Source organism: Chitinophaga pendula (assembly GCF_020386615.1).
In the GTDB taxonomy this organism is placed as follows: Bacteria; Bacteroidota; Bacteroidia; order Chitinophagales; family Chitinophagaceae; genus Chitinophaga; species Chitinophaga pendula.
Window position 1 is genome coordinate 5,957,084 of the sequence record NZ_CP077769.1, and the last position, 26,083, is coordinate 5,983,166.

At 41.6% G+C, this 26,083-nt stretch carries 20 protein-coding genes; 1 reads left to right on the forward strand and 19 read right to left on the reverse strand.

Going from position 1 to position 26,083, the window contains the following annotated elements; translation table 11 throughout:
* Positions 1 to 36: 36 nt before the first annotated feature.
* The 12 genes from KTO58_RS22075 to KTO58_RS22130 all read right to left on the reverse strand — a co-directional run bounded on the left by KTO58_RS22075 (position 37) and on the right by KTO58_RS22130 (position 12,275).
* Positions 37 to 1,338, reverse strand: coding sequence for a glycosyl hydrolase family 28-related protein (locus KTO58_RS22075; RefSeq protein ID WP_095837321.1), 1,302 nt, complete (start codon positions 1,336 to 1,338; stop codon positions 37 to 39).
* A 2-nt stretch (positions 1,339 to 1,340) separates the two neighbouring features.
* On the reverse strand, positions 1,341 to 2,156 hold the full coding sequence (locus KTO58_RS22080) for a glycosyltransferase (protein ID WP_095837320.1): 816 nt from the start codon (positions 2,154 to 2,156) through the stop codon (positions 1,341 to 1,343).
* Complete coding sequence (locus tag KTO58_RS22085; RefSeq protein ID WP_095837319.1) at positions 2,156 to 3,217, reverse strand: EpsG family protein; 1,062 nt, start codon at positions 3,215 to 3,217, stop codon at positions 2,156 to 2,158. Before KTO58_RS22085 ends, KTO58_RS22080 begins: the two co-directional genes overlap by 1 nt.
* Before the next feature lie 23 nt (positions 3,218 to 3,240).
* Entirely contained in the window at positions 3,241 to 4,227 is a 987-nt protein-coding gene (locus KTO58_RS22090) for a glycosyltransferase (RefSeq protein WP_095837318.1), read from the reverse strand.
* A gap of 31 nt (positions 4,228 to 4,258) precedes the next feature.
* Positions 4,259 to 5,542 carry an O-antigen translocase gene (locus KTO58_RS22095; protein WP_095837317.1) on the reverse strand — a complete coding sequence of 428 codons (1,284 nt, stop codon included), beginning with the start codon at positions 5,540 to 5,542 and terminating at the stop codon, positions 4,259 to 4,261.
* Positions 5,535 to 6,053 carry an acyltransferase gene (locus tag KTO58_RS22100; RefSeq protein ID WP_225859871.1) on the reverse strand — a complete coding sequence of 173 codons (519 nt, stop codon included), beginning with the start codon at positions 6,051 to 6,053 and terminating at the stop codon, positions 5,535 to 5,537. The genes KTO58_RS22095 and KTO58_RS22100 overlap by 8 nt, the downstream gene beginning before the upstream one ends.
* A gap of 87 nt (positions 6,054 to 6,140) precedes the next feature.
* On the reverse strand, positions 6,141 to 7,247 hold the full coding sequence (locus tag KTO58_RS22105; RefSeq protein WP_095837316.1) for a DegT/DnrJ/EryC1/StrS family aminotransferase: 1,107 nt from the start codon (positions 7,245 to 7,247) through the stop codon (positions 6,141 to 6,143).
* 6 nt (positions 7,248 to 7,253) lie between these two features.
* A complete protein-coding gene (locus tag KTO58_RS22110) occupies positions 7,254 to 7,793 on the reverse strand; it encodes an acyltransferase (protein ID WP_095837315.1) in 540 nt (179 codons plus the stop codon).
* A complete protein-coding gene (locus KTO58_RS22115) occupies positions 7,790 to 8,212 on the reverse strand; it encodes a sugar 3,4-ketoisomerase (RefSeq protein ID WP_095837314.1) in 423 nt (140 codons plus the stop codon). Before KTO58_RS22115 ends, KTO58_RS22110 begins: the two co-directional genes overlap by 4 nt.
* On the reverse strand, positions 8,202 to 8,615 hold the full coding sequence (locus KTO58_RS22120; protein WP_095837313.1) for a sugar 3,4-ketoisomerase: 414 nt from the start codon (positions 8,613 to 8,615) through the stop codon (positions 8,202 to 8,204). The genes KTO58_RS22115 and KTO58_RS22120 overlap by 11 nt, the downstream gene beginning before the upstream one ends.
* 21 nt (positions 8,616 to 8,636) lie before the next feature.
* Positions 8,637 to 9,722, reverse strand: a complete 1,086-nt coding sequence (locus KTO58_RS22125; protein ID WP_095837312.1) for a Wzz/FepE/Etk N-terminal domain-containing protein — start codon at positions 9,720 to 9,722, stop codon at positions 8,637 to 8,639.
* Between the two features lie 57 nt (positions 9,723 to 9,779).
* Positions 9,780 to 12,275: an SLBB domain-containing protein gene (locus tag KTO58_RS22130; protein ID WP_095837311.1), complete on the reverse strand. Its 2,496-nt coding sequence runs from the start codon at positions 12,273 to 12,275 to the stop codon at positions 9,780 to 9,782.
* A gap of 362 nt (positions 12,276 to 12,637) precedes the next feature.
* Between KTO58_RS22130 and KTO58_RS22135 the strand changes: the two genes are divergently transcribed.
* Positions 12,638 to 13,759: an acyltransferase family protein gene (locus KTO58_RS22135; protein WP_225859872.1), complete on the forward strand. Its 1,122-nt coding sequence runs from the start codon at positions 12,638 to 12,640 to the stop codon at positions 13,757 to 13,759.
* A gap of 71 nt (positions 13,760 to 13,830) precedes the next feature.
* Here the strand turns inward: KTO58_RS22135 and KTO58_RS22140 are convergent, their stop codons facing one another.
* The 7 genes from KTO58_RS22140 to KTO58_RS22170 all read right to left on the reverse strand — a co-directional run bounded on the left by KTO58_RS22140 (position 13,831) and on the right by KTO58_RS22170 (position 25,939).
* Positions 13,831 to 15,051: a sterol desaturase family protein gene (locus KTO58_RS22140; protein ID WP_095841444.1), complete on the reverse strand. Its 1,221-nt coding sequence runs from the start codon at positions 15,049 to 15,051 to the stop codon at positions 13,831 to 13,833.
* A 364-nt stretch (positions 15,052 to 15,415) separates the two neighbouring features.
* On the reverse strand, positions 15,416 to 16,480 hold the full coding sequence (locus tag KTO58_RS22145) for an AAA family ATPase (protein WP_095837309.1): 1,065 nt from the start codon (positions 16,478 to 16,480) through the stop codon (positions 15,416 to 15,418).
* Between the two features lie 474 nt (positions 16,481 to 16,954).
* Positions 16,955 to 17,521: a DinB family protein gene (locus KTO58_RS22150; RefSeq protein WP_095837308.1), complete on the reverse strand. Its 567-nt coding sequence runs from the start codon at positions 17,519 to 17,521 to the stop codon at positions 16,955 to 16,957.
* A 576-nt stretch (positions 17,522 to 18,097) separates the two neighbouring features.
* Positions 18,098 to 19,183: a PA0069 family radical SAM protein gene (locus tag KTO58_RS22155; protein WP_095837306.1), complete on the reverse strand. Its 1,086-nt coding sequence runs from the start codon at positions 19,181 to 19,183 to the stop codon at positions 18,098 to 18,100.
* A 74-nt stretch (positions 19,184 to 19,257) separates the two neighbouring features.
* Positions 19,258 to 21,039 carry a MutS-related protein gene (locus KTO58_RS22160; protein WP_095837305.1) on the reverse strand — a complete coding sequence of 594 codons (1,782 nt, stop codon included), beginning with the start codon at positions 21,037 to 21,039 and terminating at the stop codon, positions 19,258 to 19,260.
* A gap of 20 nt (positions 21,040 to 21,059) precedes the next feature.
* The gene (locus KTO58_RS22165) at positions 21,060 to 22,490 is read right to left on the reverse strand and encodes a glycoside hydrolase family 125 protein (RefSeq protein ID WP_095837304.1); all 1,431 of its coding nucleotides are present in this window, start codon (positions 22,488 to 22,490) and stop codon (positions 21,060 to 21,062) included.
* A gap of 122 nt (positions 22,491 to 22,612) precedes the next feature.
* Positions 22,613 to 25,939: a methylmalonyl-CoA mutase family protein gene (locus KTO58_RS22170; RefSeq protein ID WP_095837303.1), complete on the reverse strand. Its 3,327-nt coding sequence runs from the start codon at positions 25,937 to 25,939 to the stop codon at positions 22,613 to 22,615.
* Positions 25,940 to 26,083 lie beyond the last annotated feature (144 nt).

Sequence of the window (26,083 nt, forward strand, 5' to 3'; positions counted from 1 at the left end):
ATTTTTAAAACTTTTGGCCTGATAAACTGATTTGACTTATTGCTTAATCAATCGGCTAGCTGCTCCAGATGCCTCCACCTTAGTATTATTCAGTTTATTACTACGAAAACTTTTTATTTGCCCTATAATTTGTACCTGAGCAGCCTTAAGTTTGGTATTCGTACGGTAGACGTTCCCATCAATCTGCAGATTGTTACCTACATATCGCGCTATAACACTATTCCCACCTGCAAATTCAGAATTAATCACGAAAGTATTGTTCTTGACAATTGAATTCATACGACAGATACTGTCTTTAATATAAAAGGACAACAGTGCCCGATGTTCATTTGCAACAATAGAAGTGAGAGATAGATTTCTCGGAAGGCCTTCATTGCTTATATAGTTCCCCGTGATCTCCAATGGTTTATTAGGGACTTCAGTCGGGAACCCGACAATATAAATTCCAAGATCACTGCCAAGGATCTTATTGCCAATGATACGGTTACCTCCAATATCCGCCTCCAAATGTATATTCCGGTCGTATCCGCTCACAGTATTATGCTGAATAAGGAAATTTTCAACATTATATTCCAAAACAATTCCAGCGCGGCCTACTTGTTTAGTTTTTGACAGGTTATTAATCACCTGACAATTCTTGATAAAGCCTTTTTTCACATGGCTTATATATATGCCATCGCCGTACTCATCATACTCCCCGCCATCTGCATTAGGATTCAGTCCCCAAGTATCACTAATCTTTACATTATCAATTTCGCAATTAACAAAGCGGTTTTCAATCGGTGTTTTGTAAAAAAGTTTACTACCTACATAAAGGCCTTCCCCATATATATCACTTATGATACAGTTACTGACCTTAACAGTTCTTAAATTTAAAATACCAATGCCAAATTTGTAAATTGCTGCCTTATCGTAATATGGATGTTGACTTGAATAAGGTACGTTATTACCTTTCACACTTATATTCCGAATAATAAGTTCACCCTTTGCAACAGATGTACTCCCTTTAAATACAAGTACATCTGTAAAAGAAGTAGCAAACAATAATGGCTTACTTCCATTTTTATCCAATTGCCCTTCAATAACAATACTATTAACACCTTCCATATTTATATCGATCGCGGAAGATAGCTTATATCGCCCAAAAGGGATTAAGACCCTACCGTTAGTCTGCTTAGCAGCGTTGATACATGCTATTATCGCTTTCGAATCATCGGACAGACCGTCGCCTTTAGCACCAAACGTTTTTACGTTCAGAGCGACCTGCCCTTTTGTTATTATTGCTCCTAATAAAAAAAGGGTCAGGACAATAATCCTTTTATTTATCTGGTACAGCATATTTACTTTTTTCGATTAGTAAAATAAATTTTCTGAAGAGTATTCATAAATAATAATAGTTGTTTATGAATACCTGTGAAGTGCTCCGTTATAAGCATTCTCTCCACCTTAAGTTTACGAAGTTTAAGATCCTTTGCCTCCCATCTGCCTTTTGCAGAGCCTCCTCCAATGTGGACAAGCACCAGTAATGGTTCAAACCACAATTTATAACCAGCACGTCGGGCTCTTAAAAACCAGTCCTGATCTTCTGCATACATATAGTATTTTTCAGATAATAACCCAACCTTATTAAAGCATTGTTTGGGAATTAAAACAAATGCCATAATCCCCGACTGCACTTCCACTCTCTCCTTAAAGAAAGGATAGTTGGTTTTCATCCCTAAAGCATTTTTAAATCTCCGCTTTACTGATAATTCATCTCCAACATTTTCCTGAATGGAAAGATCCTCATTCAACAATTTAATAAACATAGGAGTGGTGGTATCCCAAAGATTAACTACCCCGCTCCAGAATTCCGTTGTAAAACCAAACACATCCGGGTTCAAAAGTAAAACCCCGTCATATCTGCATTGTCTGATTAAGATATTGTTTGCCTTTGCAAAACCGATATTATCAGATGCTGACAATATCAACTTTCCCGCAAACGAGGCTTCAAATTGTTTGCATATTTCAAAAGTCGTATCTGTAGATTTATTGTCATTAATTAGTAGCTCAAAATCCTCATATGGGCTGAGCGATGTTTTCAATTCTGTCAGAAATCGCTCAATGAATTCAGCACAATTATAAGTAACTACGACTATAGATAAGTTCAATTTCATTAGAAGTATGCTTTTACTAATTCAGTGTGAAATACATTTATAAAGAATAATATAAAAGATATCGCTACGACAACTAAACGACCAGTATATTTCTCCCTAAAAAGAAAAACCAGCTGAGGGATCAAAAGTATCTGAACGGCCTCAAACAACTCCTTAAACCGGAAAGCCAATGGAGGCATAAAACTAAAACACACGAACAGCAACAGTGATATAATATACATTTTAACAAATAGCGCTGCATACACAAAATGCTTCTGTAAAAGATCTATTTTCCATACACAAATGATGCATAGAAAAATATTGACCAAAGTCATCACATTTAATACATTGATAGTAGATTCAAAAGTTCCATCTGACATGGCTCCATAGTAAAATTCAATTTTTTCCGTAAAGACACCTAAAGGCAACACTCGGAGAATAGATAGCATATCTATTTTCAATATAGCAATTGGCAATACAAGCACCAATAGTGAAGTGTAAAAGATTTTATTAAAGCGCCTGTGACCTAGAAAATAAATCCCCCAATATATAGTTGCCGAAAAATGAAAACAAACAGCTAAAAGTATCAAGCAAGTGTATGGAAATAGTCTTCGTTCAATAATAAACGGAATGCCAAGTAGAAAAATGCCAAAAGCAACTCCTATCCTTATCTGCGTCATTTCATGCAGCAAGAAAAAATTCGAATAGTAAACCAGAAGAGCTAAAAAGATAAACGGTGTAGATCTGACGATTACAATTGACTTTATGGAAACTCCCAAAAGAGCATAGATAAAAAAAACACAAGCTACATTCAGTCCTATAAGTTTAACTAGAGAAGGAATAAAAGTATAGAAAGGTTCTGCCAAATACCCTTCGGGTGCTGTAAATGTAATACCAGCCGGTACTGCATTAAAATATTCCAGGTAAAGCGGATAATCTTTATCTACCGAATCACCCCGAAAACCAGCCAGTAATATGAGACATATACAAATTCCCCCAAATACCAATGTACGTGTATCCTTCGCCTCTATATCAAAGAGACAAAATATGGATATACCTATAAATGGGACGAGATAAAACATTTCCAGTAACTTAAACTGACTAACTAGCTATAATAATTTTTAAATTGTTTGCCTAGTCTGAGCCGTAAGATCAACATAAATAATGCGTGAAATGGCTTATATTGACTTGCTAAATAAAAAAGAAGATCCTTTCGGCCATTCTTGCCGCTCTCTTTTAGTTTTTTATAATACTCCTCACCCGTTACTGCCCGCTGAAAAATTCCACTGGCTTTTAAGCTGTTACGGTAACAATTAATCGTTTGATATTGTAAAGCAGTATCCTGTATCAATCCTTTTTCTTTTAAAAAGAAAAAAGTTCTCAATATCCCTTCATAAAACTTAATCTTTTTTTCGAAAGAGCCGGGCCTGCTTAATGATTTCTGTACAATCCTATAAGAAGTGGTTGAGTCTGGTAGGAATTTAAACTTCCATTTTGATGCTAACATCGTATAAAGCGGAATGTCCTCAATTACCAGGTTGTGTGTTACACAGTCAGCCAATATGATGCGGGCCTCCCTGAAAGGAATCCCTCTATACATTACGGTCGAAGGCAAAATCAGACATTTCCCTTCCAGAATATCATCCAATATAAATCCGGATGGCGTATGCAAAGAAAACCTCTTATTCTGGCTTTGCATTAATATCTTCGACTGTTCATCTACATAGTCAAAATCAGTATAGACTAATGCGTAATCCAGCTCCTGCTTCAGAAAATCTGCTTGTTTCCTCAATTTGTGTTTGTCATGCCAATAATCATCGCCCGCACAAATAGCGACAAAATCACCATCCAGATGATCACATAGCCTTTTGAAATTCCTGATCAACCCCAGGTTTATCTCAGTCTCATACAGCTTTATATTATTATACCGGCGCTGATATTCCTTGATAATGGAAACCGTTTTATCAGACGAACAGTCATCGCAGATTATAATCTCTACCGCATCATCTGTATCCTGACTTAATATACCGTCTAATGTTTCCGCTATATAAGCCTCCTGATTATAAGTCAATACGCCGACAGAAATAGTCATTTTTATTATATTTTAATTGCTGGCGATACTATCACCTGTTGAATAACATCTTCCGAAAAACAACAATCATAAATATTAGACACAACAGATAGTTTAATGCAAACGCATAGGTTGTACCAATCAAGCCATATTTGTTTATAAAGACCAAAGAAAATACGACAAATAAAAAGCTGAATATTACCTCAACAGTGATATACAATTTTGTTTTGGCCTTTGCAACTAATTGAAATCCGAGAATCCAGGATGCAATCTTCAACATATCACCTATCATCTGAAAAAGAAATAATTCAGATGCCTCATTAAATTGCCCCGTAAATAATATCTTGATGATTAGCATCCTGAATAAATAAATGGCAGCGCAACTGACAATCACAATAGGCATTAATACTTTATAGACCTTCAATACCTCTTTTCGTACATCTCTTTCGTTGCTCAGCTCCGACAATTTTGGCAAATAATAGGTCGTTAAAGATGTTGTCACAAACATCAAATATATGTTTGAAATACGATTCACGGACTCCCATATACCAGCGGCTTCCAACGATATATGGTGTATAATGTGAGCCCTTATATACATTTGGCTGATGGGCACTGTAGCCGTGGAAACCAAAGCCATTAAAGCAAATCTGGACAAGTTGTTTATTTGCTGCCGGCTCATCGATTGAGCAAAATTTCCGCGGATTAGCCATTTTTCCTTCCTTAAAAAGAAAAGCGTTGCAATAAAAACTACGGACTGATTAACTACCAATGCTATCAGTGCTCCGTTAACTTGCCATCGATAAATAAAAAACAGGGAGACAATTAAACTTAGTATACTTGTATTAATACTTATTATATTAAACTTTTTGTACTCCTTATATCCATTAACTATGGATAGCAGCAAATTATTCAGTCCGTATAACCCAATTGTTACTCCGAATACAATAAACACAAAAGCATAACTTGGGGAGAACAAAACGAACGTCGATAGATATTTAGAGAAAATAATCAGCCCGGCACCTACCAATACTGATAGAATTATCGTCAATTTAAATGATGTACTCATCAATGGTGCTATCTTCTCCGGAGCACTGGCTCTGTACTCTGCCAGATATTTCACTATTCCGTTGGTAATTGCACCACCACACAGTATAAGAACTATTGAAATAAAATTGGTTAACTGGCCTATCAACCCCATTCCATCCGGACCAAGCTTAATCGCAATAATTTTGCTCATCAAAAAGGCCGTTACAATTTTGACAAAAGTTGCAACGGCTGAATAAAATGATGATTTAATCAGATCAGATCCAAATATTCTTTTTATAAACTCATTCATTGATCTCAATATGCTTCAAAACTCTGGCGGGTACGCCTCCTGCAACACTATTGGAAGGAATATTTTTATTTACAACTGATCCAGCCGCTATCACAGAGTTCTCTCCAATTGTAACACCCTTAAGTATGATAGCGTTATTCCCGATCCATACATTCCTACCAATGATAACATCTGCCTTCTCGTGCAAACCGCTTGATCTTTGAAAAGGATTAATGGTGTGGAAATCCGTATCTACGATTTGACAATTTATACCGATCAAACAGTTATCTGAAATACTGATAGTAGCTCCTTCACTTATTATTGAACATGCGTTGTTAATAGTTACATTGCTACCTATTACAATGCGCGATTCAGGATTCCTAACTTCAATATGTAGATAGGTATTCCAAAAACCAGGAGATGGATTACAGCCGAACATAACATTACTTCCTATAGTTATTATCCCCCTGCCTGTATATAGCACCGGCTGTATAATGGAGGGTTTTTGCCCTATAACCGTAGCATCAGACAAAAAGAGGTACTTTTGGATACGTACGATCCTCAGCAACTTTCGTCCTAGTCTCTTTCCTATTTTTATTACACGCTGCACGATAGCTTCTTATTTGATATAGCCATTCAGACATTCAATCAATTGAAAGATGCTATCATCATCCATAACAGGGCTCATGGGAATACTTATAACCTGCTGATGCAAGCTCTCACTAATAGGATAAGCCTCATCTTTCCACTCCACATAAGCCTCCTGTTTGTGAGGAGGAATAGGATAATGTATCACTGATTGAATACTATTGCTGGTAAGATATTCCTGGAAATGCTGACGGTCCTCTACTCTCACTACGAAAAGATGCCATACATGGGATAGTTCGTCCGACGGAAATGCAGGTAACACTATCGCAGGATTCGTAATTTTATCCAAATATATTTTGGCGATTTGTCTCCTCTTGTCATTTTCAGCATCCAAATACTTCAATTTAACGCTAAGAACTGCAGCTTGTAATTCATCTAAACGGCTATTAACACCCTTGTATTGGTTCAGATATTTTTTATGTGAACCGTAATTACATATTGCTCTAAGTACAGAAGCCAGCTCATCATCATTTGTAGTAATGGCCCCCGCATCTCCTAATGCTCCAAGGTTCTTACCGGGATAAAATGAATGTCCCGCAGCATCTCCCCAGTTACCGGCACGCTTACCTTTCAGACTAGCTCCCTGGGATTGCGCAGCATCTTCTATCACTTTCAGATTGTATTTTTTAGCAATCTCATTAATAGCGTTCATATCTGCTAGCTGCCCATAAAGATGCACAGGCAAAATAGCTTTAGTCCGTTTAGTGATTCTGGCCTCAATATTTACAGGATCAATATTGAAAGTGCGTACATCAGGTTCTACCAATACAGGAACAAGGTCATTTTCAGAAATGGCTAATATACTCGCGATATAAGTGTTCGATGGAACAATCACCTCATCCCCTTCAGAAAAAACACCTAATTCTTTATACGCACGTATGATAAGTATTAATGCGTCTAGTCCGTTAGCTACTCCAATACAATGTTTGGCACCACAGAAAGAGGCATAATCATTTTCAAAAGTTTTATACGCTTCTCCCTGAATATACCAACCCGAATCAAAGATCTTATTCATAGCATCTTTGATTTCCTTTTCGTGTAGCTGGTTGATTTTCAATAAATCAAGAAATTTGATCATAAAATTTTATATATCAAGATTTTTGTACGTATATTGTTTTCCTTCACTATCACGCAACTCCATATCCAGAATTTTGCCTTCCTTTGTTATATAGCCTTTCTGTCTAGCCGGATTACCATACCATATTGTATAGGGAGGTATATTCCTTGTCACAACACTTCCTGCCCCGATTAATGCATATTTTCCGATCTCAATAGGAGCAATAACAGTTACGCCAGCTCCTACAGAAGCACCTTGCCGAATAACAATCTTTTCAAATTTGTCAGGGTATCGCTTCGATCTGGGCATCGTGTCATTAGTAAAAGACGCATTGGGACCAATAAATACGTCATCTTCTATTTCAATGCCATCCCAAAGATAAACACCGGCCTTTACCGTTACATTATTACCCATTTTCACATCATTCTCGAGAAAACAGTGACAGTTTATATTACAATTTGCACCTATCCTAGCTCCTTTCAGAACTACGACAAATTGCCATATTGTAGTGCCCTCTCCAATGTTTTTACTCTGAACATCGGATAAAGGATGAATACCAGTACTCATGATTGACCAAATTTTAGCAGGTACTCGTCATAACTTCTTATATAATCCTTCGGATCATATGTATGTGAAGCCAATACAAGGCAGATAGCCCCTGAGGAAAAATTAATTTCTGAGGCCCATATTCCCGGAGGAATATGCAAGCCGTAGTAAGAACGATTTAACTGAACCTGGCGTTTTGTTTTGCCATCATCCAGTAAAACTTCAAAACTTCCACTTACAGCGATTAAAAATTGATGGCACTCATAATGTGCATGGGCTCCCCTGGATTCTCCGCCAGGAACATCATACAGATAAAATACCCTCTTCACATCAAAAGGAACATGCTGATTATTTTCTACAAAAGTAATATTACCTGAGCGCTCACTTATTCTAGGCAAAGTAAGGATCGAGCAATCGAATACAGTAATCTTATTTGCCATTCTTTATGAGTTTATATTCTTCAAAATCTCTTAAATAATCATTCTCCGCATAAACTGTATCGGAGACTACCAGTACTACTGCATTAGTAGAAAAGTTCTCAATATGCCGCCATAGCATATTAGGAACGTACAATCCGATATAAGAACGATTCAGGGAGAACCGTTGTTCCTCATGCCCGTCATGTACAACGATATCAACACTCCCACTAAGCACAACTAATACCTCATTCTGCTGCTTGAATGCATGCCCACCTCTAACCTCACCACCGGGTACATCATATATCCAATAAACTCTCTTTATTTCAAATGGCAGCTGGCTGAGGTTTTCCAAAAAAGAAAGATTACCTCTGTCATCAAGTATTTTAGGTAAGTTAATTGTCTGTATATCGCTTATCAGGTGCATCAGTTTTTATTTAGTCTCTACCTATAAATTATTCATCAATTCCCGGTAGATGTTATTGAGCAATAATAATATCATCATTAGCACAGCCGCTCCTGTACCTCCAAACACTATCCCTTTTAGCTTACCAAGCTGCTCCTTCTTTAAAGGCATAATAGGCGTATCCACAATCTGTATAATAGGCGCCTCCTGAGCCATTGCTACCCTGCTGACTTCCAGGTTTTTAACCACTTCAGCATAAACAGTCTGCAACATTAACTTATCCCTAGATGCGACTTCTGTTCCAACAGTAGCAACTCTTCTGGCTGGGTTAAAATTTAGATCCTGGGTCGCAGCAGCAGAATATGTTTTTCTATTTAACAAGGCTTCCAATGAATCGGCCTTATGCTGCAACATATCTACATTCTTCTTGGAACGCTGCGTTTTTGTCTTTACATAGAAATCGGTCGCTTCTGATACAAGACGTTCCGTAAAAATTTTGGAAAATAATTCATTCCTCGACACACATTTAACAGAGATAAAACTTAGCTTTTTATCCGGCTTGGCTACCTTGAGATTAGCTTTCGTAATCACATTGTACAGATCGTATAAGATACTATCTTGCTGCAAAGAAAAAGAGGAGCGATCCTTGTCTATGGGGTAGCTTAGTTGGGCAAGCGATGGAAATTTCTTCCACCTGTCTCTCAATTTATATGTTCTGATATACAGCTCTATCAATGAGATTTGTTGCCCGTCAACCTTAACGGGAGACAACAATGTTTTCTCAACCATCAGCCGAGATTTAAGGAACTCCAGAATATTGTCTCCTGCAAAAACACCGCTACCGGTACCTCCCAGATCTATTCCAAATTGACTGGCGATACCAGCATATGCACCCAATGGGCTATTTTTGCTTTCTTCCAATACAAAGGTCACTTCCCCGACATAGTTAGGTTGTTTTATTATCGCATAACCCAATCCCAATCCTGCCCCGATAAGGCCTACTATGATAATTAGCCACCATTTAGCTAACAAATAACGATACCACTGCTGCAGCTTAAGTATGATTTCTTTCAGTGATATCTGTTTTCCCGCATTCGGGGAATCGTATGTCTGCCTGGTTGGCTCCATCTAAATGTCTTTAACTTAATTTAATGGCAATTGGAATAAATAGCTGGTTTTTCGTCCCTATCTGCGGTTGTTGATGATAGTAGCAATAACAAGCGCAATAGAGGCTACCACACTTCCCATTCCAAGTATCTCCTGACCACTCAATCCTCTTCTCTCTTTTCTAGTCGGAACGTATATCTCAGCTCCTGGCTTAACTTTTGGATAGCCGGTAAACATTAACACTTTACGTGCACTTTTAACCTCGCCGTTCGCATATACTATATAGCTCCTACGACGTAATGCGGATGACGTGAATCCTCCCGCTCCCCTTACATAATCCCGGAAAGTAGCATTCCTATCAAACCTGACTTTTTTGGGGAAGTATATTTCACCAAATAGTTGTACCGTTTGCAACTTCTTAGGAACCTTAATAATATCCCCTTCTTCTAAAAGAAGATCATATTTGGATCCAGGTTTTGCCAATATCTCGTCCAGATTAATTCCAAGCAATTGTTCCTTACGCTCTACAGCATTTTTCATGCGGGCGATATCAGAGCTATCCTGTAATTTATTGTAAAATACCTCCAGCTTATTGGTTAATAATGCACTATCTGATACATTTACATACGTCTTCCTTAACAATACGGCACCTTCTGCGTAAGCCTCAGGCTTGAGCCCTCCCGCTCTTTTTATAAGATCAGAGATACGTTCTCTCTTTGAATTGATAGCATACTGTCCACTGTATAGCACTTCACCATCCAACTGGACATTTGCCTGCTCAGCATAACCTGGGGCTCTTCTGATACTGACTTCATCAAATGGCTGCAAAGTGAACGTTGCAGCAAGGCCAGAACTCAGGTCCGCATTTACGTCAAACTGTTGTATAATGGCCATCCGCGTATCGGTAGAATCATAGCTACCTTGCTTACGTATACGACGAGATACCTCTACATGTTTTAAAGAAGCAGCATCTTTCAAACCTCCGGCAAGTAAAATAAGGTCTTCCAACTGCATACTATCGGCAAAATTGAAGACCCCTGGATTATTTACCTCACCCGAGATCTTCACATTGTATTCCTGTCTGAGGCCCAACTTAGAGAATATAACGACGCTATCTTCCTTCTGCAGAACCAGATTATTTCTGCCTTCGACAGCCTCTTGTACATTGAAGCTAATCATCGCTGGCGTGAAATCGGGTTGTAATCTTCTTATTACTCCCCTCGTCAGTGCAGCCACTTCTTGTATCCCGTCTGCCCGACGAATCAGATCTCCTATTGTCATACCTGGCTCTAGTGCATACTGCCCGGGATGAAAAACAGCACCGGATATAATCACCCTATTACTGAATCTACTCAGGATAGAATCTACAAAAAATTGATCGCCCGATTTCAAATGAAATGTAGCAATCTGCTCTGCAGGAACATTCACAACTTCCCGCTCCTTATTGTTCACTCTAAATGCCCTGATATTTCCCGGAAAGGATTTATCAGTAAATCCACCTGCATAATTGAGGATCGTTTGCAACGTTTCGTTGTCTTTGGCTTCAAAAATAGCAGGACGTTTTACCTCACCCAACAACTCTACGCGCGTTTTATAAGGATTAACCTTAACGATATCCTGATCCTGCAATATAATGTTGTTAGACAGATCTCCGTTTAGTAGAAAATCATACAGGTCAAATGTGGCAACACGTGTTCCATTTCTAATTACTTGAATATCCCTGAACGAACCGTTTTCACTAGGGCCACCACTTACATATAAAGCATTGGCAACAGATGCCAGCGAAGGCAGCGTATAAGATCCCGGAGATTCAATTTCACCTATTAGCAATACCCGAATACTTCTTATATTACCTAAAGATACCTGCACATAAGTATTGCCGGATTTAATTCCTCCATAAATAGATGACAACTGCTTGGTAAGACGATCCGTTGCCTCCTTCATCGTCAAACCATTAACATAAACAGGTCCCAGATAGGGTACTCTGATATACCCTTCAGGAGTCACTTTCAATTTATGTTGTACCTCTGAATACCCATACACATCTACTATAATTTCATCTCCTGATGCTATACGATAATTAGGGGGAGTAGCCATTCTCAGGTTAGGCTCGAATGTCAGATTTTTATTGGAAAATAATTCCGCTCCAAAGATCCTCTTCTTCTTTTTTTCCTTTTCCTGCTCTGCTGGTGTCAATTTACGCTGAACACCAGCCGTCGCCGATTGATCCGTTTCTATTTCATACTCTCTGTCACCACTTGATTGTTTTGAGGTACCAGATTGAGCATTATCACCCTTGGCGGTCAACTCTTTATCTAAGCCAAGTACACGCATCCGATCTTTTAATTTTGATGCCTCATCAGCGGAAATTCCCTTTTCAACAGCATATTTGTCAATATCATCAAAGGGAATGTTGTTTTTCTTCATTTCTGCTGCCAGCTGTCTTACCTGATCATCAGATAGGTTGTCTATTTTCACTTGCTTCATTTGTTCCTTGGACAAGGATTGAAACTGAGCAAATGCACAACAACTAACAAATAGCAATAGATGTAAAAGCAATATCCTTTTAAGCATGAAATATGGTATAATTCTTCTTCTCGAGTAATAAAATATAACCCCTCTCACAAGCCAATCACTTCTTTTTTGGAAATCAGCTGCAAATCTATTAAAAATAAGATATAAATATACATTCCAGAGAAACGTATTCTTTCCTTCGTTATAACACAAAAAATTGAATATCAATTCATTATCGCAATTATCAAAATAGGTATAAGTCCATTCCCCAGATAAAAGCCGTGTTAAACACAAAGATTATGCTAAGATCACGCTAATCCTATAAAATCATATTAATATAAATCAAATACATCCACCCCAATAGCGCTTACTAAAATTCATATTTTATCCGTATTTTATCACTTTAGTCAAAATTTATCCGCGTGAATAACCAACGATTTTTATCCCTAGACGTATTCCGGGGACTTACCCTGGCAGGCATGATCCTCGTCAATAACCCTGGTAGCTGGTCATACGTCTACCCACCCCTACAACATGCCTCTTGGCACGGATGCACCCCTACAGACCTGGTATTTCCTTTTTTCCTGTTTGCAGTAGGCAATGCCATGAGCTTTTCGATGAAGAAGTATGAAGCCCAGGGAAATGGCGCTGTGATCCGGAAGATAGCCAAACGCACCCTCCTGATATTCCTGATCGGGTTATTCCTCAACTGGTTCCCGTTTGTGAGATGGAACGATGGAGCATTGGTGACCAAATCTTTTACACAGCTTCGCATCATGGGAGTTTTACAACGGATAGCCCTCTGTTATGGCTTTGCCGCACTTATCATACATTTCTTTAAAGATCGGGGATCATTTGTCTGGGTGGGCGCTTTACTTTTAGGATATTGGTGGATATTACTGGCTTTCGGCCAGGGAGATCCATATAGCCTGGAAGGATTCGCAGGCCTCTCCGTCGATAAATGGTTATTGGGAGAAAATCACTTATATAAAGGCGAAGGAGTACCGTTTGACCCGGAAGGACTGTTAAGTACTATACCAGCAGTGGTGAATGTTATTTTCGGCTATCTCGCAGGTGCCTATATACAGCAAAAGGGTAAAACCTATGAAATGCTTACCGGACTGCTGATCACGGGCTGCCTACTCATATTTACTGCATTATGCTGGAACATGGTATTCCCCATTAATAAAAAGATATGGACTAGCTCCTATGTCCTTTATACAAGCGGCCTGGCGTTAGTAGTCATTTCGATATTGCTGTATGTAATCGAAATGCGGAATCAAACAAAATGGACCTATCCTTTCGAGGCATTCGGCAAAAATCCGTTATTTATCTACATCATGGCGGGCGTGCTGGTAAAAACCTATTTCGTCTTCCGGATAGGGCCAGATGATGATGACGCCTACTCCTGGCTGTATACACACATCTTCCAGCCAATCGCAGGTAATATGAACGGCTCTTTGTTATTCGCGCTTTTCCATGTCACATTATTCGGTTTATTAGCCTGGTGGATGGATAAACGCCGCATATATATCCGGGTATAACGGCAAGAGTCAGTGGAATTTCCGATCAGCTATTGGAAATTCCACTGACTCTTGATATAGACAAAGCGCCTTTATTGTCGGGCCACTCCGTATACTAGTCGTAAATATCGCTGTTGTATGGCCGTACGGTAATAAAATACCGGTAATTGCATGATAGTAAAGGCAAATAGCAAGACTGGGTGCGGCCACATATAAAAAGCTGCAGAGAAAAGTACCAGTATTCTCGCATATTCCAGATAAAGCACCCAACCCCGCTGTTCCAGAATAGCACCGCAATTGATCAACGTCAGTAAAATAAGGAGCGCCACACAAACCTGTATAAACGGCGGAACATAATACTCCAATAACAGGAAACTAAATAAAACCACTAGCGCCATTATGACTTGCGCTATCACATAGTTATGCAACTTATGAATATTAGCTACCTCACTCCTGTTACGTGAAACAAAGATCTCCTCTAACTTAGCCCTGATGTTCGGATCGATATTATCCGGCCGGCCGAACAAAACCTTCACTTTATTCCTCCAACCACTGGTTTGACGAAATGCATACAATACCTCCAGTACGAAATGAAAATGCTGCCAGAGAAAACTATGACTTTCCAATGGTTTTGTAAGTCCGTACGTCGGCTCTTCCTCCTCTACCTCGAACGTGCCAAATATCTTATCCCAGATAATAAGCACATCTCCATAATTCTTATCCAGATATTTTGGATTACTTGCATGATGCACACGGTGGTGAGAGGGTGTTACAAATATATATTCCAGCACACCAAGCTTGCCGATTGTGCGCGTATGTATGAAAAAGGGATACAAACCATGTACTAACTGTACACTTACTATCATAGCTGGCGGAAAGCCAATTACAGGTAAAATCGACCAGAACATCATACGCGCAAAAGCCTGGAAAACCGTAATACGGGCAGATGTTGTATAATTAAAGTCATCACTTTGGTGATGCACTACGTGAGCAGCCCAAAGCACATTTACCTCATGCGCCAGCCGATGATACCAGTACCATATGAAATCTGTACAGATAAACAGCGTCAACCATAAAAGTATACTGGATTTGATATCAAACATGCCAAAGTGCCGGTAAAGGTAATCGTACACAAAGTAAAAGACCCCAACAGTAAAAGTATCCAGCAGGCGCTCAGCTATCCCAACATTAATATTACTGATAGAACCAGTCAGACTGAAATAACGTTTACCCGTTTTGCGGGCATACAGGTACTCTACACCCATCAGGGCAAGAAAAAGCGGGAGTGCCCACGCCATGTAATTTAGATGCACGTCAATATGATTTGGAATTTCAGTATTCCCCATTGTCTTACAGGAGCAACTATTGCGCACCATAAAACAGGGATGTTGTTTATTCTGGTGGTAAACGAAGGCAATATTACAAATATTTTGCCATAAGTCTACAAATTTTATAGAGTATTAACTTTCATAGATATAACTGTTGTGCCATAGGTTATCTAGTTCGCGGTCTTTTCATCTACTATGAGCACAAGATACATGCTTTATTTTCAATATTCATCTAGCATTAAAATGTTAGGGTTTGTTTAACCATTAAAGACCAACAGACTAAATACCGGAATAAAAAAAGGGGACATACGGTCTGCATGTCCCCTTTTTTTAGATATTTCCCGTAAACTTAAAGAGAGGCGCGGAACCCAATAACAGGTTTGTGCACCTCATATGCCTGCTCCTGCTGATTCACTACTTCCGCCAAGGTCATTGGCTCATGGGTATTCCCTCCCAATCCCAGGTGTGCTGACAATCGCTGCACTTTAGTAGCAGACAATTTAGTGAATTCATACCTGGCGATCAGGCGCCCCTTACGCAACAACGCATTGTCAATTGCAGACAGATCACTGTTGAATGTACAGATCACCTGTACATTTAGACAATCTGCCATCAACCCATCTGATATGTTCAGCAGTCCCGAAACACTCGAATCGCTATTCAGTTTCCGATCCATAATGATATGCTCCGCATCTTCAATAATCAATACACTATTAGGATTATTGATCAGCAGATCAATGAAATCCGGATGCATCAGGTTCGAAGCAATACCCGGCGACAGGAACATCACCTTCTTTTTAATCTTTCCTATCAGGTAACGCAGGTATGTAGTTTTCCCTGTGCCAGGTAAGCCATGCAGTAATACGATCCCTTTATCATTATGTCTATTCAATCTTTGCCGAATCGTATTATCGATCTCCGCAAAATTATCCTCATAGTATAAACTCAGATCAAGTTCTTGCTTGCGTATGTCCATATGCTTAAGCGCCAGTTCACCATAAGCATCTTTGATAATGAGGTTGATCTCTTGACGTTTTCTCTTCTTCCGTTGGCGAAACCGCTTTACCCAGGCAGCCAATTGCTCAAAATATGCTTTATCACCTTCATTATGTAATATCTCACAATAGCCAGACCCAAACTCCAGGATAAATGCTTTTTTCAAGATTACAATTCCTGTACTGTACGTGTGCTCGCTTTTGCGGGGCTCTATTTGTGTATACTGGTGCACTGACTTGATATCTGCTGAAAATACTTTTCTGAATTCGTCCCAGGCTCTCCTGTCATCTATATCCTGGGTAAGGTGTACACTTGGAATGCTTTCGAAAGTGTACATATATAATTGTTTGCTATCCAGGTAATTGTCATTAAAGATACTATTGGTAGTAATGATCCGTCTTTCCGGTTCTCTGTTCATAAATTACTATTACTATAAAAACGTCCTAATTTAACCACAAACGTAACGATAGTTTATGTAACTAACAGCAATCCCATCTACGCAATATCTGGTAGTGCTGGTACCCAGTGTACTCATTATTCCCGTTTGAAGATGCTTTTCAATAAAAAAGCCCGACTGTCAGTGCCGGGCTTTCACTATATAAACTCGTGTTCTTTTATATGATGACATAACACACACGCCAACTCCCAAGGGCCGGAGATAAAACATCAGTGTCTGTTCCAATGCGGTGCATGTTATCGTATTTACGTATCATAATGGGCAATATCCGGTTAAATGTTCTGTTTGACACTTAATACCTTACGCTCGTTCTATCCAGACTGCTGGTGAGGTAAATATTTGCCCGCGAATATCATCGCGGGCAAACGCAGATGTTACATCCGTATTTACATTTCACTGAAAGGTTAACAACGGATGAGGAACAGGTTGACCGGTTTATATCATTACAAGGCTTTCTTCATGTTGCTTTTCGAGACGCTGCATCTGGCGGATGTGACGTTCAATATGCTTCGTGAGGAAATAGATGTATTGATATATATCCAACTTGCCTAAGTGATTTACTGACATATTAGTGAATACCAACGTACCTTCGCCATTCTTCAATAGACTCAGATTGTACATACATTGTGCATATTGTTGCTTCAACAACACGCGGATCTCGCTGAGATCTTTCAGACCAGTAGGCTCCATATGTTCCGGTCTGATCCATCCGAATGATTTACTACCGATCACATCTATCTCACGGAACTTTTCTTCATAGTCGGCGGCTATTATCACGGTATGACCATTACGCTTACGGTCTAGCGCACGACGTGTGCTCTTATTAACAATAAGCAGCAAAAAATAATTGGTTAAGCTAATATGCTCCAGCACTTCTCTGGCATTCCAATTATCAAGGTTGGGCTTGAAATGCAATAAAGCGGATTCTTTTTCAAACCAGGTATCCAACTCCCGGAAGTTCGTTAGCAAAGCCTCTCTTACAACTTGAATTACGTTTCTCATCTTACTATCTATTTTTGGGGTTATGCACTATCCTGACTGACATCGGTTAGTACATAACAGTATTCATAAAAATTGTTTCCTGGGTTGATCCGCGGATTTTTCAAATAAAAAACCCGGCTCGCTAACGGCGCCGGGTGAAATTATATAAGTGCGTAGCTTATATTATTACATACGATGCCCATTAGGCTTTTTTAAGGTAAAGCCCTCCTTTCGCATTATATCACCATTCTTGGATGATGTATATACATGCCGCTCGGTTATCTCGATCATTTCTTCTATCACTATCTTCATTACAAGCAACTTATAAAGCAAAAGGTCCCGCTGTTTCCTGCGGGACCTTTGTTTATACTCTTGATAACTTATTTCTTCGTTAACAATTGGTGCAACACGCCCGCAACCAGCCACTGACCTGCTTCTCATGCTTGCAGGACATCGCGATAATCGTATATGATGGTTTATGTTGCATTTTTTCTTATTGCTGTTGCAAAGGTAATTTTATTTTTTTTGATTACACAAAATTCCTACCATTTTTTTTTGCAGAATTAACTCTTTTTTCATAAATAGGGGCCGAACCACTCAATCGAACAAACTTAGCTGAGATTTGGGACGCCGGAAAGCTTCCGTATTAAACTCAAAACGCTCCATATTGAGACCATACTTTTTAGTATGTACCCTGAATTGCTGCCGGATCAACTCTGCGATATTCCCCTCTCCCCTCATCCTCCGGCCAAAATTACTATCATTCACATTTCCGCCATGCATACTTTCGATCAAATGCCAGACCTTGTCCGCCCTGTCCGGGAAGTTCTTATAGAGCCAATCATTAAAAATAAGCTTCACCGCATCATTCAATCTGACTACCGTATACCCAGCGAATTTCGCACCATTATAAGCTGCCGCCTCCAGTAAAGCAGGCATTTCATGGTCATTCAGCCCCGGTATCATTGGCGCGGTCATTACTCCGACCGGTATTCCCACCTCGCTTAGCTCCTTTACGATCTTGAACCGTTGCGCCGCAGTAGTGGTACGAGGTTCCATCTTAGTCCGCAGCTCTTCTTGCTGCGTAGTAATAGATACATACACACATACCAGATTATCTTTCGCCAGCTGCTGCAAAAGGTATTTATCCCTGAGTACAAGTGAGTTCTTGGTGATAATACCTATAGGCTGCTTATACTCCAGCGCAACCTCCAATAATTGCCTGGTGATCCACATCTTACGCTCCAATGGCTGATAACAATCGGTATTACCCGATAACGAGATCGGTTTCGGTACCCAATTTTTGTTCTCCAGGAACTTCCGGAGCAGCTCCGGAGCGTTCTTCTTAACAATGATCTTTCGCTCGAAATCCAGACCAGCACTATACCCCCAGTACTGATGCGCATTACGGGCATAACAATATATACAACCATGTTCGCAACCTTGGTAAGGGTTCATGGAATACCACATGCCCACATCCGGACTGTCAACTTTATTCACCAGCGTCTTTGCGTGCTCCTCTAATATCTGGGTAGGTACATCTGCCTGCCACCACTCGTCTATTCCCTCCGCATGCTCCTGGATATACTCCCCCTGGAGATATTTATTCTTAGGATTTATCTGTGCACCGCGCCCCTTATAATAGGAATTATCAGGCACACCTTCCTGAAATGGCAACGTCATGACTAATATTTTTAGTAAAACTACTAATAATATTAGTTCATTGCAAATGTAAAATAAGCGGGGCCAGGAAAAGACTATATAATATGCATCTGGTGCATTAGGAAAGTGGCGTTTTTGTTCCGGGCGATACCTGGACGCATCCGGTAATCAAAGTACAGCTGGTTATTATCTATGGTACTTTCAAAACAATAGTTTCGTACCTGTATGGGATAAGCATGTTCCATATGCCCCAACTCCAGATCATGCGTAGCGATCATTCCCAGGCAGTTGTATTGAAGAAAATGCTCAATCAACTTGCGGGAACCGGATAATTTGTCTTCCGAATTGGTACCCTTCAGTATCTCGTCCAGCAATATAAATACCCTACTACCTTGCTGCAGGGTTTTTACGATCTGCTGTAAGCGTAATAGCTCCGCCTGAAAATAACTGGTATGTTTGGCAATGGAGTCCTTTATCCGCATGGAAGTCATAATATGCATCGGTGCAAAGCGAAAAGAGGCGGCGCAAACCGGCGCTCCGCACATAGCCAGCAGCAGGTTACTGCCTACGCTACGCAAAAAAGTACTCTTGCCGCTCATATTAGACCCGGTGATCACCAGGAACTGTGTGCCCGGCTCTATAACCAGATCATTAGTGACACAGGTAGCTGCTGGTATCAATGGATGCCCCGCCTGTATTACCTCCAAACCGGAAAATGCCTCATCCGCTTCCGGCGATACATATCCGGGGTGATTATAGGCAAAAGTCGCCAGGCTATTCCAGGTTTCCATCCGGGCAATCACGTCCAGCCATTGCATGACCTCCGCCTGATAACGCATCTTCCACTTTTCCAGCCGGAACATGCAGTGAAGATCATATAGCAATACCGTATTCAGGAAAAGCCCGACCAGGATGTTCATCCGTTGGTCCAGCGCATTGCTGATACGTGCTAGCTCATACAGCGCCTTGCCCGCCTGACCAGCCAGTTGCTGCTGCTCCTTTAATGAAGAAGCGGCTCCGAAAGACTGTTGCCGGATTAACTCCAACAATGCAGAGAACTTATGGAGGACTTTCTCCTTATTAGACATCCATTGATGCTGCGCATTGACCCTTTTTACATTCATCAGCAATATACCTGCATTCGAAAAGAACACGATCAGCATCGGATACAAAGTGCTACTCGTCAGGTAATACAGGAACGTCCCCATTAACAGAAGCGGCATTATCCAGCTGACCAGTCGCAATCCTTTTCTTGTAATGAAGTCATACGGGGATACCAACCAGGCCTGCAGGGACCGGCGGTCTTCCATTGTCTCATTAGACAAAACGGCATGGGCGGACAATTGCTGCCGGAAATCCACCATAGGCTTTAGCGTCTCCACCGCCATTTGGGTTGCTTTTATAGCAGCCACATCCTGCAGAGGCGCTCTCAGGGTTTCTGCCAGATATTCCGCTCCCATCAGTGTACCCGTCCGGTTAATATGCTGGTATAAGGATGATGGTCCAAATACGTCAAGATCACTGGTAAAAGGATGTTCCTCATCTACGAACCGGTTACCGTCCTCAAAATCGGCCTGGTTGATGGTTACCAGTTTCAATTCCTTCTCATTCAGGGTCAGCAGTGCCTGTTGCAATCGTAACCGGTCCTGACAGCGTTGATACCGTATCAACACGAATACAAATGCTACAATTGCCCCGATAGCAGCCAGCAGCCAGATCGTCTCAAATGATCTGGCAATATATTGCCAGCCAAATACCAGCAACCCAATAAATAAGAACAATCGCGTCCAGGCCAGCACCCGCAATTGTTGCTGCGAGTGCCGGGCCTGCTCCCCAAAATCGGCTATCAATTGCCGGTATGTAACCTCAAGTGTCATTAGTAATAGTACAGAACGTATTAGTTATATTGTCTTTTCAGTAATTCCGGATACTGTTCGCTTACCTTCATCACCAGCTCACCGAAAAGCGTATTCGCCCAGGCAAACCATTTACGGGTATACTTTTTGGGGTCTTCTTTATGGAAAGACTCATGGATAAAGCCAGTATCGCCATCCGTATTACGCAGGGTGCGTAAACAGCTGGCTATCTCCTCCTTATCCTGGCTGGTCAATGCTTTCATAATGATACTCATAGGCCAGATATAATCTTCACCCGTATGAGGGCTTCCTACCCCTTCTCCGTATTTACCTTTGTAAAACCAGGGATGGAAACTACTCCAAACAAAGTTTCTGGTCGTTTTATACAGAGGGTCATCTGCTGTAGTATATCCCAGGTAGGGAATAGAAAGCAGGCTTGGCACATTGGTGTCGTCAAGGAACAACCGGTTACCATAACCATCTACTTCAAAACCAAACATTTTACCCAGCTGCGGATGCTCTACAATAGCATAGGCTTTGATAGCCCGGTCCACTTCTTCAGCCAGCGCCTCGCACTCCTTGGCGAAAGCCGTATCACGCAGCGCATCCCGGCTGATCTCTGCCAGCTGTCTTAAGGATACCACCGCAAACATATTGGAGGGGATCAGGAAAGGGAACAGCGTAGCATCATCCGAAGGACGGAAGATAGACACAATCAGGCCTACAGGTTGCATAGGCGCCCCATAACCGGAGTTAGCTACTGCATCAGGCTGCCAGGAACCTATACGCTGAAATTTATAAGGTCCTTTCCCTTCTTTTCTTTGCTGCACCTTGAAGGTCTGTACGGTAAGGCGGGCAGCTTTCTTATAATTCTCATCAAAGATCTGCGTATCACCGCTTATCTTCCAGTAATGATAAGCCAACCTGATAGGATAACATAAGGAATCAATCTCCCACTTGCGTTCATGCAGCTCCGGTTTCATATCGGTCAGGTCCTTTTCCCACTCACTTCCTGTAGGACCATCATTGAAGGCATTGGCATATGGATCGATCAGTATACATTTTACCTGTCGATTGATCACCCCTGCTATCAACTGCTGCAAAGCATTATCTTCCTTTACCAGTGGCAGATAAGGCCATACCTGTGCCGAAGAATCCCTTAACCACATCGCGTGAATGTCTCCGGTAAGTACAAAAGTATCAGGCCTGCCACCGTCCTGCTTGAAATTAACCGTCGTATCCAATGTATTCGGAAAACAGTTTTCAAACATCCACGCCAGCTTAGGGTCCGCTATTTGTTTCTTTATACGTAGTATCGTTTTCTCTACTGCTGTACTGGTAAATTTACGCTGCGTCAACGGAGGACGTTGCGAACTATAACCATCCCAGGCCATTACCGCCTTGGGAAACCCTAAACCGATAGCGCCGGCCAATACACTGCTATTGCGTATAAAATCTCTTCTCGATGACATCACCTTTATATTTTACAGGTCTTTGATAAGTTTTTACGAGGGTCTAAAATAAGCAAAATGGGCAGGATATTTCCAATAACCGGATATCCTGCCCATACGGGTATTAAAGTTGGTGAATGTAATTACATGCTTCTTCTGTATTGTCCGCCTACTTCATAAAGCGCATTGGTGATCTGCCCTAGCGAACAATGTTTTACCGTTTCCATGAGTTCAGCAAACAGGTTACCATTAGCTATAGCTACCTGCTGCAGCTTTTTGAGCGCCGTTGCACTCTTATCCGCATGACGTACATGGAACGCTTTCAAGGTATCGATCTGGAATTCTTTTTCTTCACTGGTAGACCGAATTACTTCAGCCGGCAGGATCGTAGGCGAGCCGTTTTTATTCAAGAACGTATTCACCCCTATGATGGGATACTCTCCCGTATGTTTCAAAGACTCGTAGTAGAGGCTCTCTTCCTGTATCTTATTACGCTGATACATACGCTCCATAGCACCTAACACGCCGCCACGCTCCGTAATACGGTTGAATTCAACGATCACCGCCTCTTCTACCAGGTCGGTCAACTCCTCAATGAAGAAAGAACCCTGTATGGGGTTTTCATTTTTGGCGGTCCCCAATTCCCGGTTAATGATCAGCTGTATCGCCATTGCCCTGCGCACACTTTCTTCGGTAGGCGTCGTAATAGCCTCATCGTAAGCATTTGTATGCAATGAATTACAGTTATCATAGATGGCATATAGCGCTTGCAAGGTGGTACGGATATCATTGAAGTCTATCTCCTGTGCGTGTAAGCTACGGCCACTGGTCTGGATATGATATTTCAATTTCTGTGAACGGTCATTCCCTTTATACTTGTATTTGATCGCTTTGGACCAGATCCGGCGCGCCACCCTACCGATTACTGCATACTCAGGATCCATACCATTACTGAAAAAGAAAGACAGGTTAGGAGCAAAATCATCAATATGCATACCTCGGCTCAGATAGTACTCTACATAAGTAAAGCCATTAGCCAGGGTAAATGCCAGCTGCGTGATAGGATTCGCGCCCGCTTCTGCGATGTGATACCCGGAAATGCTGACAGAGTAGAAGTTGCGCACTTTACGTTCTATAAAATATTGCTGCACATCCCCCATCAGTTTAAGCGCGAATTCCGTAGAGAATATACAGGTATTCTGCGCCTGATCCTCTTTCAGGATATCGGCCTGTACCGTACCACGTACGGTGCTCAGGGCGTAAGCTTTGATCTTCTCATACACCTCGCTTTCCAATACCTGATCGCCGGAAATACCCAGCAACTGAAGACCTAATCCATTATTACCATGAGGCAGCCCGCCATTGTAAGTGGGCAACGGGTGATCTTTGAATTTCTCACGGATCGTACGTTTTATTTGATCCGTTAAACCATTCCCAGCAATATATTTTTCACATTCCTGGTCTATCGCTGCGTTCATAAAGAATGCCAGCAAGATAGGGGCAGGTCCGTTGATGGTCATCGATACGGAGGTCTTGGCATCACAAAGGTCAAAACCGCTGTAGAGTTTCTTGGCATCATCTACTGTGGCAATGCTCACCCCGGAATTACCGACCTTACCGTAGATATCCGGCCGGTGTGCAGGATCTTCTCCATAGAGCGTCACGCTATCGAAAGCAGTACTTAGACGTTTGGCCGGCTGATCTACCGACACATAGTGAAAACGCTTGTTGGTACGCTCTGGGCCACCCTCTCCGGCAAACATACGCGTGGGGTCTTCCCCTTCCCGCTTCAACGGAAATACCCCTGCAGCATAAGGGAATTCGCCCGGTAGGTTCTCCGTCAGCTGCCAACGTAAAATATCGCCCCAATCCGTATATCTCGGCAGACTTATTTTAGGAATATTAGACTGAGAAAGGCTCTGCGTATACAAAGGAAGGTTAATGACCTTGTCACGTACCTTGAACTCATAAAACTCTGCTGTATATTGACGTTTCAATGCGGACCATCCCTCTACCAGTTGCCTGCATTCAGGATGTAGTTGCTGCTGCAGATGTACTTTAATTGCCTCCAGTTCCTCCTTACCCTTCACCCCTTCCATGGCCAGTACACCTGCTAACTGGTATAACTGCCTGGCAATAGCACACTGCTCCGTCACCCACTTTTCATACTCCGCAATTGTCTCTCCTATTTCTGCCAGGTACCTTATCCTGGCAGGCGGAATGATCTGCGATTTGGTACTGGTGGATTTGATCCTTTCATGGGTTACAGGCCCGAAATCAGTAGATGTTTTGGATGCAATGACCAGTATGAGCTTTTCAAACAGCAGGTTCACCCCGGCATCGTTGAACTGCGATGCGATAGTACCTACCACAGGCAGGTCGTCATCCTTCGCATCCCACAGGGTATGGTTACGTTTGTATTGTTTGCGCACATCATGTAACGCATCCAGTGCACCAGCCTTATCAAACTTGTTGATCGCTATCACGTCTGCATAATCCAGCATGTTGATCTTCTCCAGTTGAGAAGCAGCACCGTATTCAGGTGTCATTACGTACATGGATACATCGCAGTAATCCGTAATAGCAGTATCGCTCTGCCCGATACCGGATGTCTCCAGGATAATAAAATCGAATCCTGCCTGCCGGCAGATGTCAATCGCTTCCTGAATATGAAGACTGATCGCTTTATCGCTTTCCCTTGTTGCCAGGGACCGCATGTAAGCACGGGGATGATGGATGGAATTCATCCGGATACGGTCTCCCAGCAAAGCACCTCCTGTCTTTTTCTTGGAAGGGTCTACTGAGATCACCGCCACTGTTTTATCTTCAAAGTTGGTCAGAAAACGACGCACCAGCTCATCTGTAACACTACTTTTACCAGCACCTCCCGTACCGGTGATGCCCAGTACCGGCGGATGAGCGCTTGTCTGATCAGCCGGTAATTCGGGCAGCTGATCATTCTCCGCCACTGTTATCGCCTGCGCAATGATCTTATAATCACGCTGAGGCAACTCTTTCAAATGACCATTCAGCGAAGCTACTGTCTGAAAATCACACTGACGGATCAGGTCTTCTATCATACCCTCCAACCCCATCTGCCGGCCATCATCCGGCGAATATATCCGACTGATCCCGTATTTATGCAGTTCCTCCGCCTCTGATGGCAGTATAGTCCCCCCACCGCCGCCGAATAGTTTGATATGTCCGCATCCCTTTTCTTTCAAAAGATCAAACATATACTTAAAAAATTCCACGTGCCCCCCCTGGTAGGAGGTAACAGCAATCCCCTGCGCATCTTCCTGTATAGCACAATCCACGATCTCAGCGGCGGACCTGTTATGCCCTAGGTGAATAACCTCCGCCCCTTTAGACTGCATGATCCGACGCATAATATTAATAGCCGCATCATGACCATCAAAAAGAGAAGCCGCGGTAACGATACGTACTTTATGTTGTGGTGTATATGACATCTTCCTTTCATTTACAACCCGGTCCGAAAATGATCCGGGTCAGGATATGCAATTTACGGAAAAAGCTTGCTGTACCTGCGGACACAGGCATACTTTGGCGGTTTTAAAACATATACTTCCGGAGATTGGATAAAATTCAAGAAG

Bases quoted from the DNA above. Each gene is read 5' to 3' on its own strand.
- KTO58_RS22125 (WP_095837312.1), bottom strand. From the start codon at position 9,722: ATGGAGCCAACCAGGCAGACATACGATTCCCCGAATGCGGGAAAACAG.
- KTO58_RS22155 (WP_095837306.1), bottom strand. From the start codon at position 19,183: ATGACGTTGCCATTTCAGGAAGGTGTGCCTGATAATTCCTATTATAAG.
- KTO58_RS22080 (WP_095837320.1), bottom strand. From the start codon at position 2,156: ATGAAATTGAACTTATCTATAGTCGTAGTTACTTATAATTGTGCTGAA.
- KTO58_RS22105 (WP_095837316.1), bottom strand. From the start codon at position 7,247: ATGATCAAATTTCTTGATTTATTGAAAATCAACCAGCTACACGAAAAG.
- KTO58_RS22150 (WP_095837308.1), bottom strand. From the start codon at position 17,521: ATGAGAAACGTAATTCAAGTTGTAAGAGAGGCTTTGCTAACGAACTTC.
- KTO58_RS22090 (WP_095837318.1), bottom strand. From the start codon at position 4,227: ATGACTATTTCTGTCGGCGTATTGACTTATAATCAGGAGGCTTATATA.
- KTO58_RS22170 (WP_095837303.1), bottom strand. From the start codon at position 25,939: ATGTCATATACACCACAACATAAAGTACGTATCGTTACCGCGGCTTCT.
- KTO58_RS22085 (WP_095837319.1), bottom strand. From the start codon at position 3,217: ATGTTTTATCTCGTCCCATTTATAGGTATATCCATATTTTGTCTCTTT.
- KTO58_RS22130 (WP_095837311.1), bottom strand. From the start codon at position 12,275: ATGCTTAAAAGGATATTGCTTTTACATCTATTGCTATTTGTTAGTTGT.
- KTO58_RS22075 (WP_095837321.1), bottom strand. From the start codon at position 1,338: ATGCTGTACCAGATAAATAAAAGGATTATTGTCCTGACCCTTTTTTTA.
- KTO58_RS22095 (WP_095837317.1), bottom strand. From the start codon at position 5,542: ATGAATGAGTTTATAAAAAGAATATTTGGATCTGATCTGATTAAATCA.
- KTO58_RS22115 (WP_095837314.1), bottom strand. From the start codon at position 8,212: ATGGCAAATAAGATTACTGTATTCGATTGCTCGATCCTTACTTTGCCT.
- KTO58_RS22165 (WP_095837304.1), bottom strand. From the start codon at position 22,490: ATGTCATCGAGAAGAGATTTTATACGCAATAGCAGTGTATTGGCCGGC.
- KTO58_RS22110 (WP_095837315.1), bottom strand. From the start codon at position 7,793: ATGAGTACTGGTATTCATCCTTTATCCGATGTTCAGAGTAAAAACATT.
- KTO58_RS22145 (WP_095837309.1), bottom strand. From the start codon at position 16,480: ATGAACAGAGAACCGGAAAGACGGATCATTACTACCAATAGTATCTTT.
- KTO58_RS22120 (WP_095837313.1), bottom strand. From the start codon at position 8,615: ATGCACCTGATAAGCGATATACAGACAATTAACTTACCTAAAATACTT.
- KTO58_RS22160 (WP_095837305.1), bottom strand. From the start codon at position 21,039: ATGACACTTGAGGTTACATACCGGCAATTGATAGCCGATTTTGGGGAG.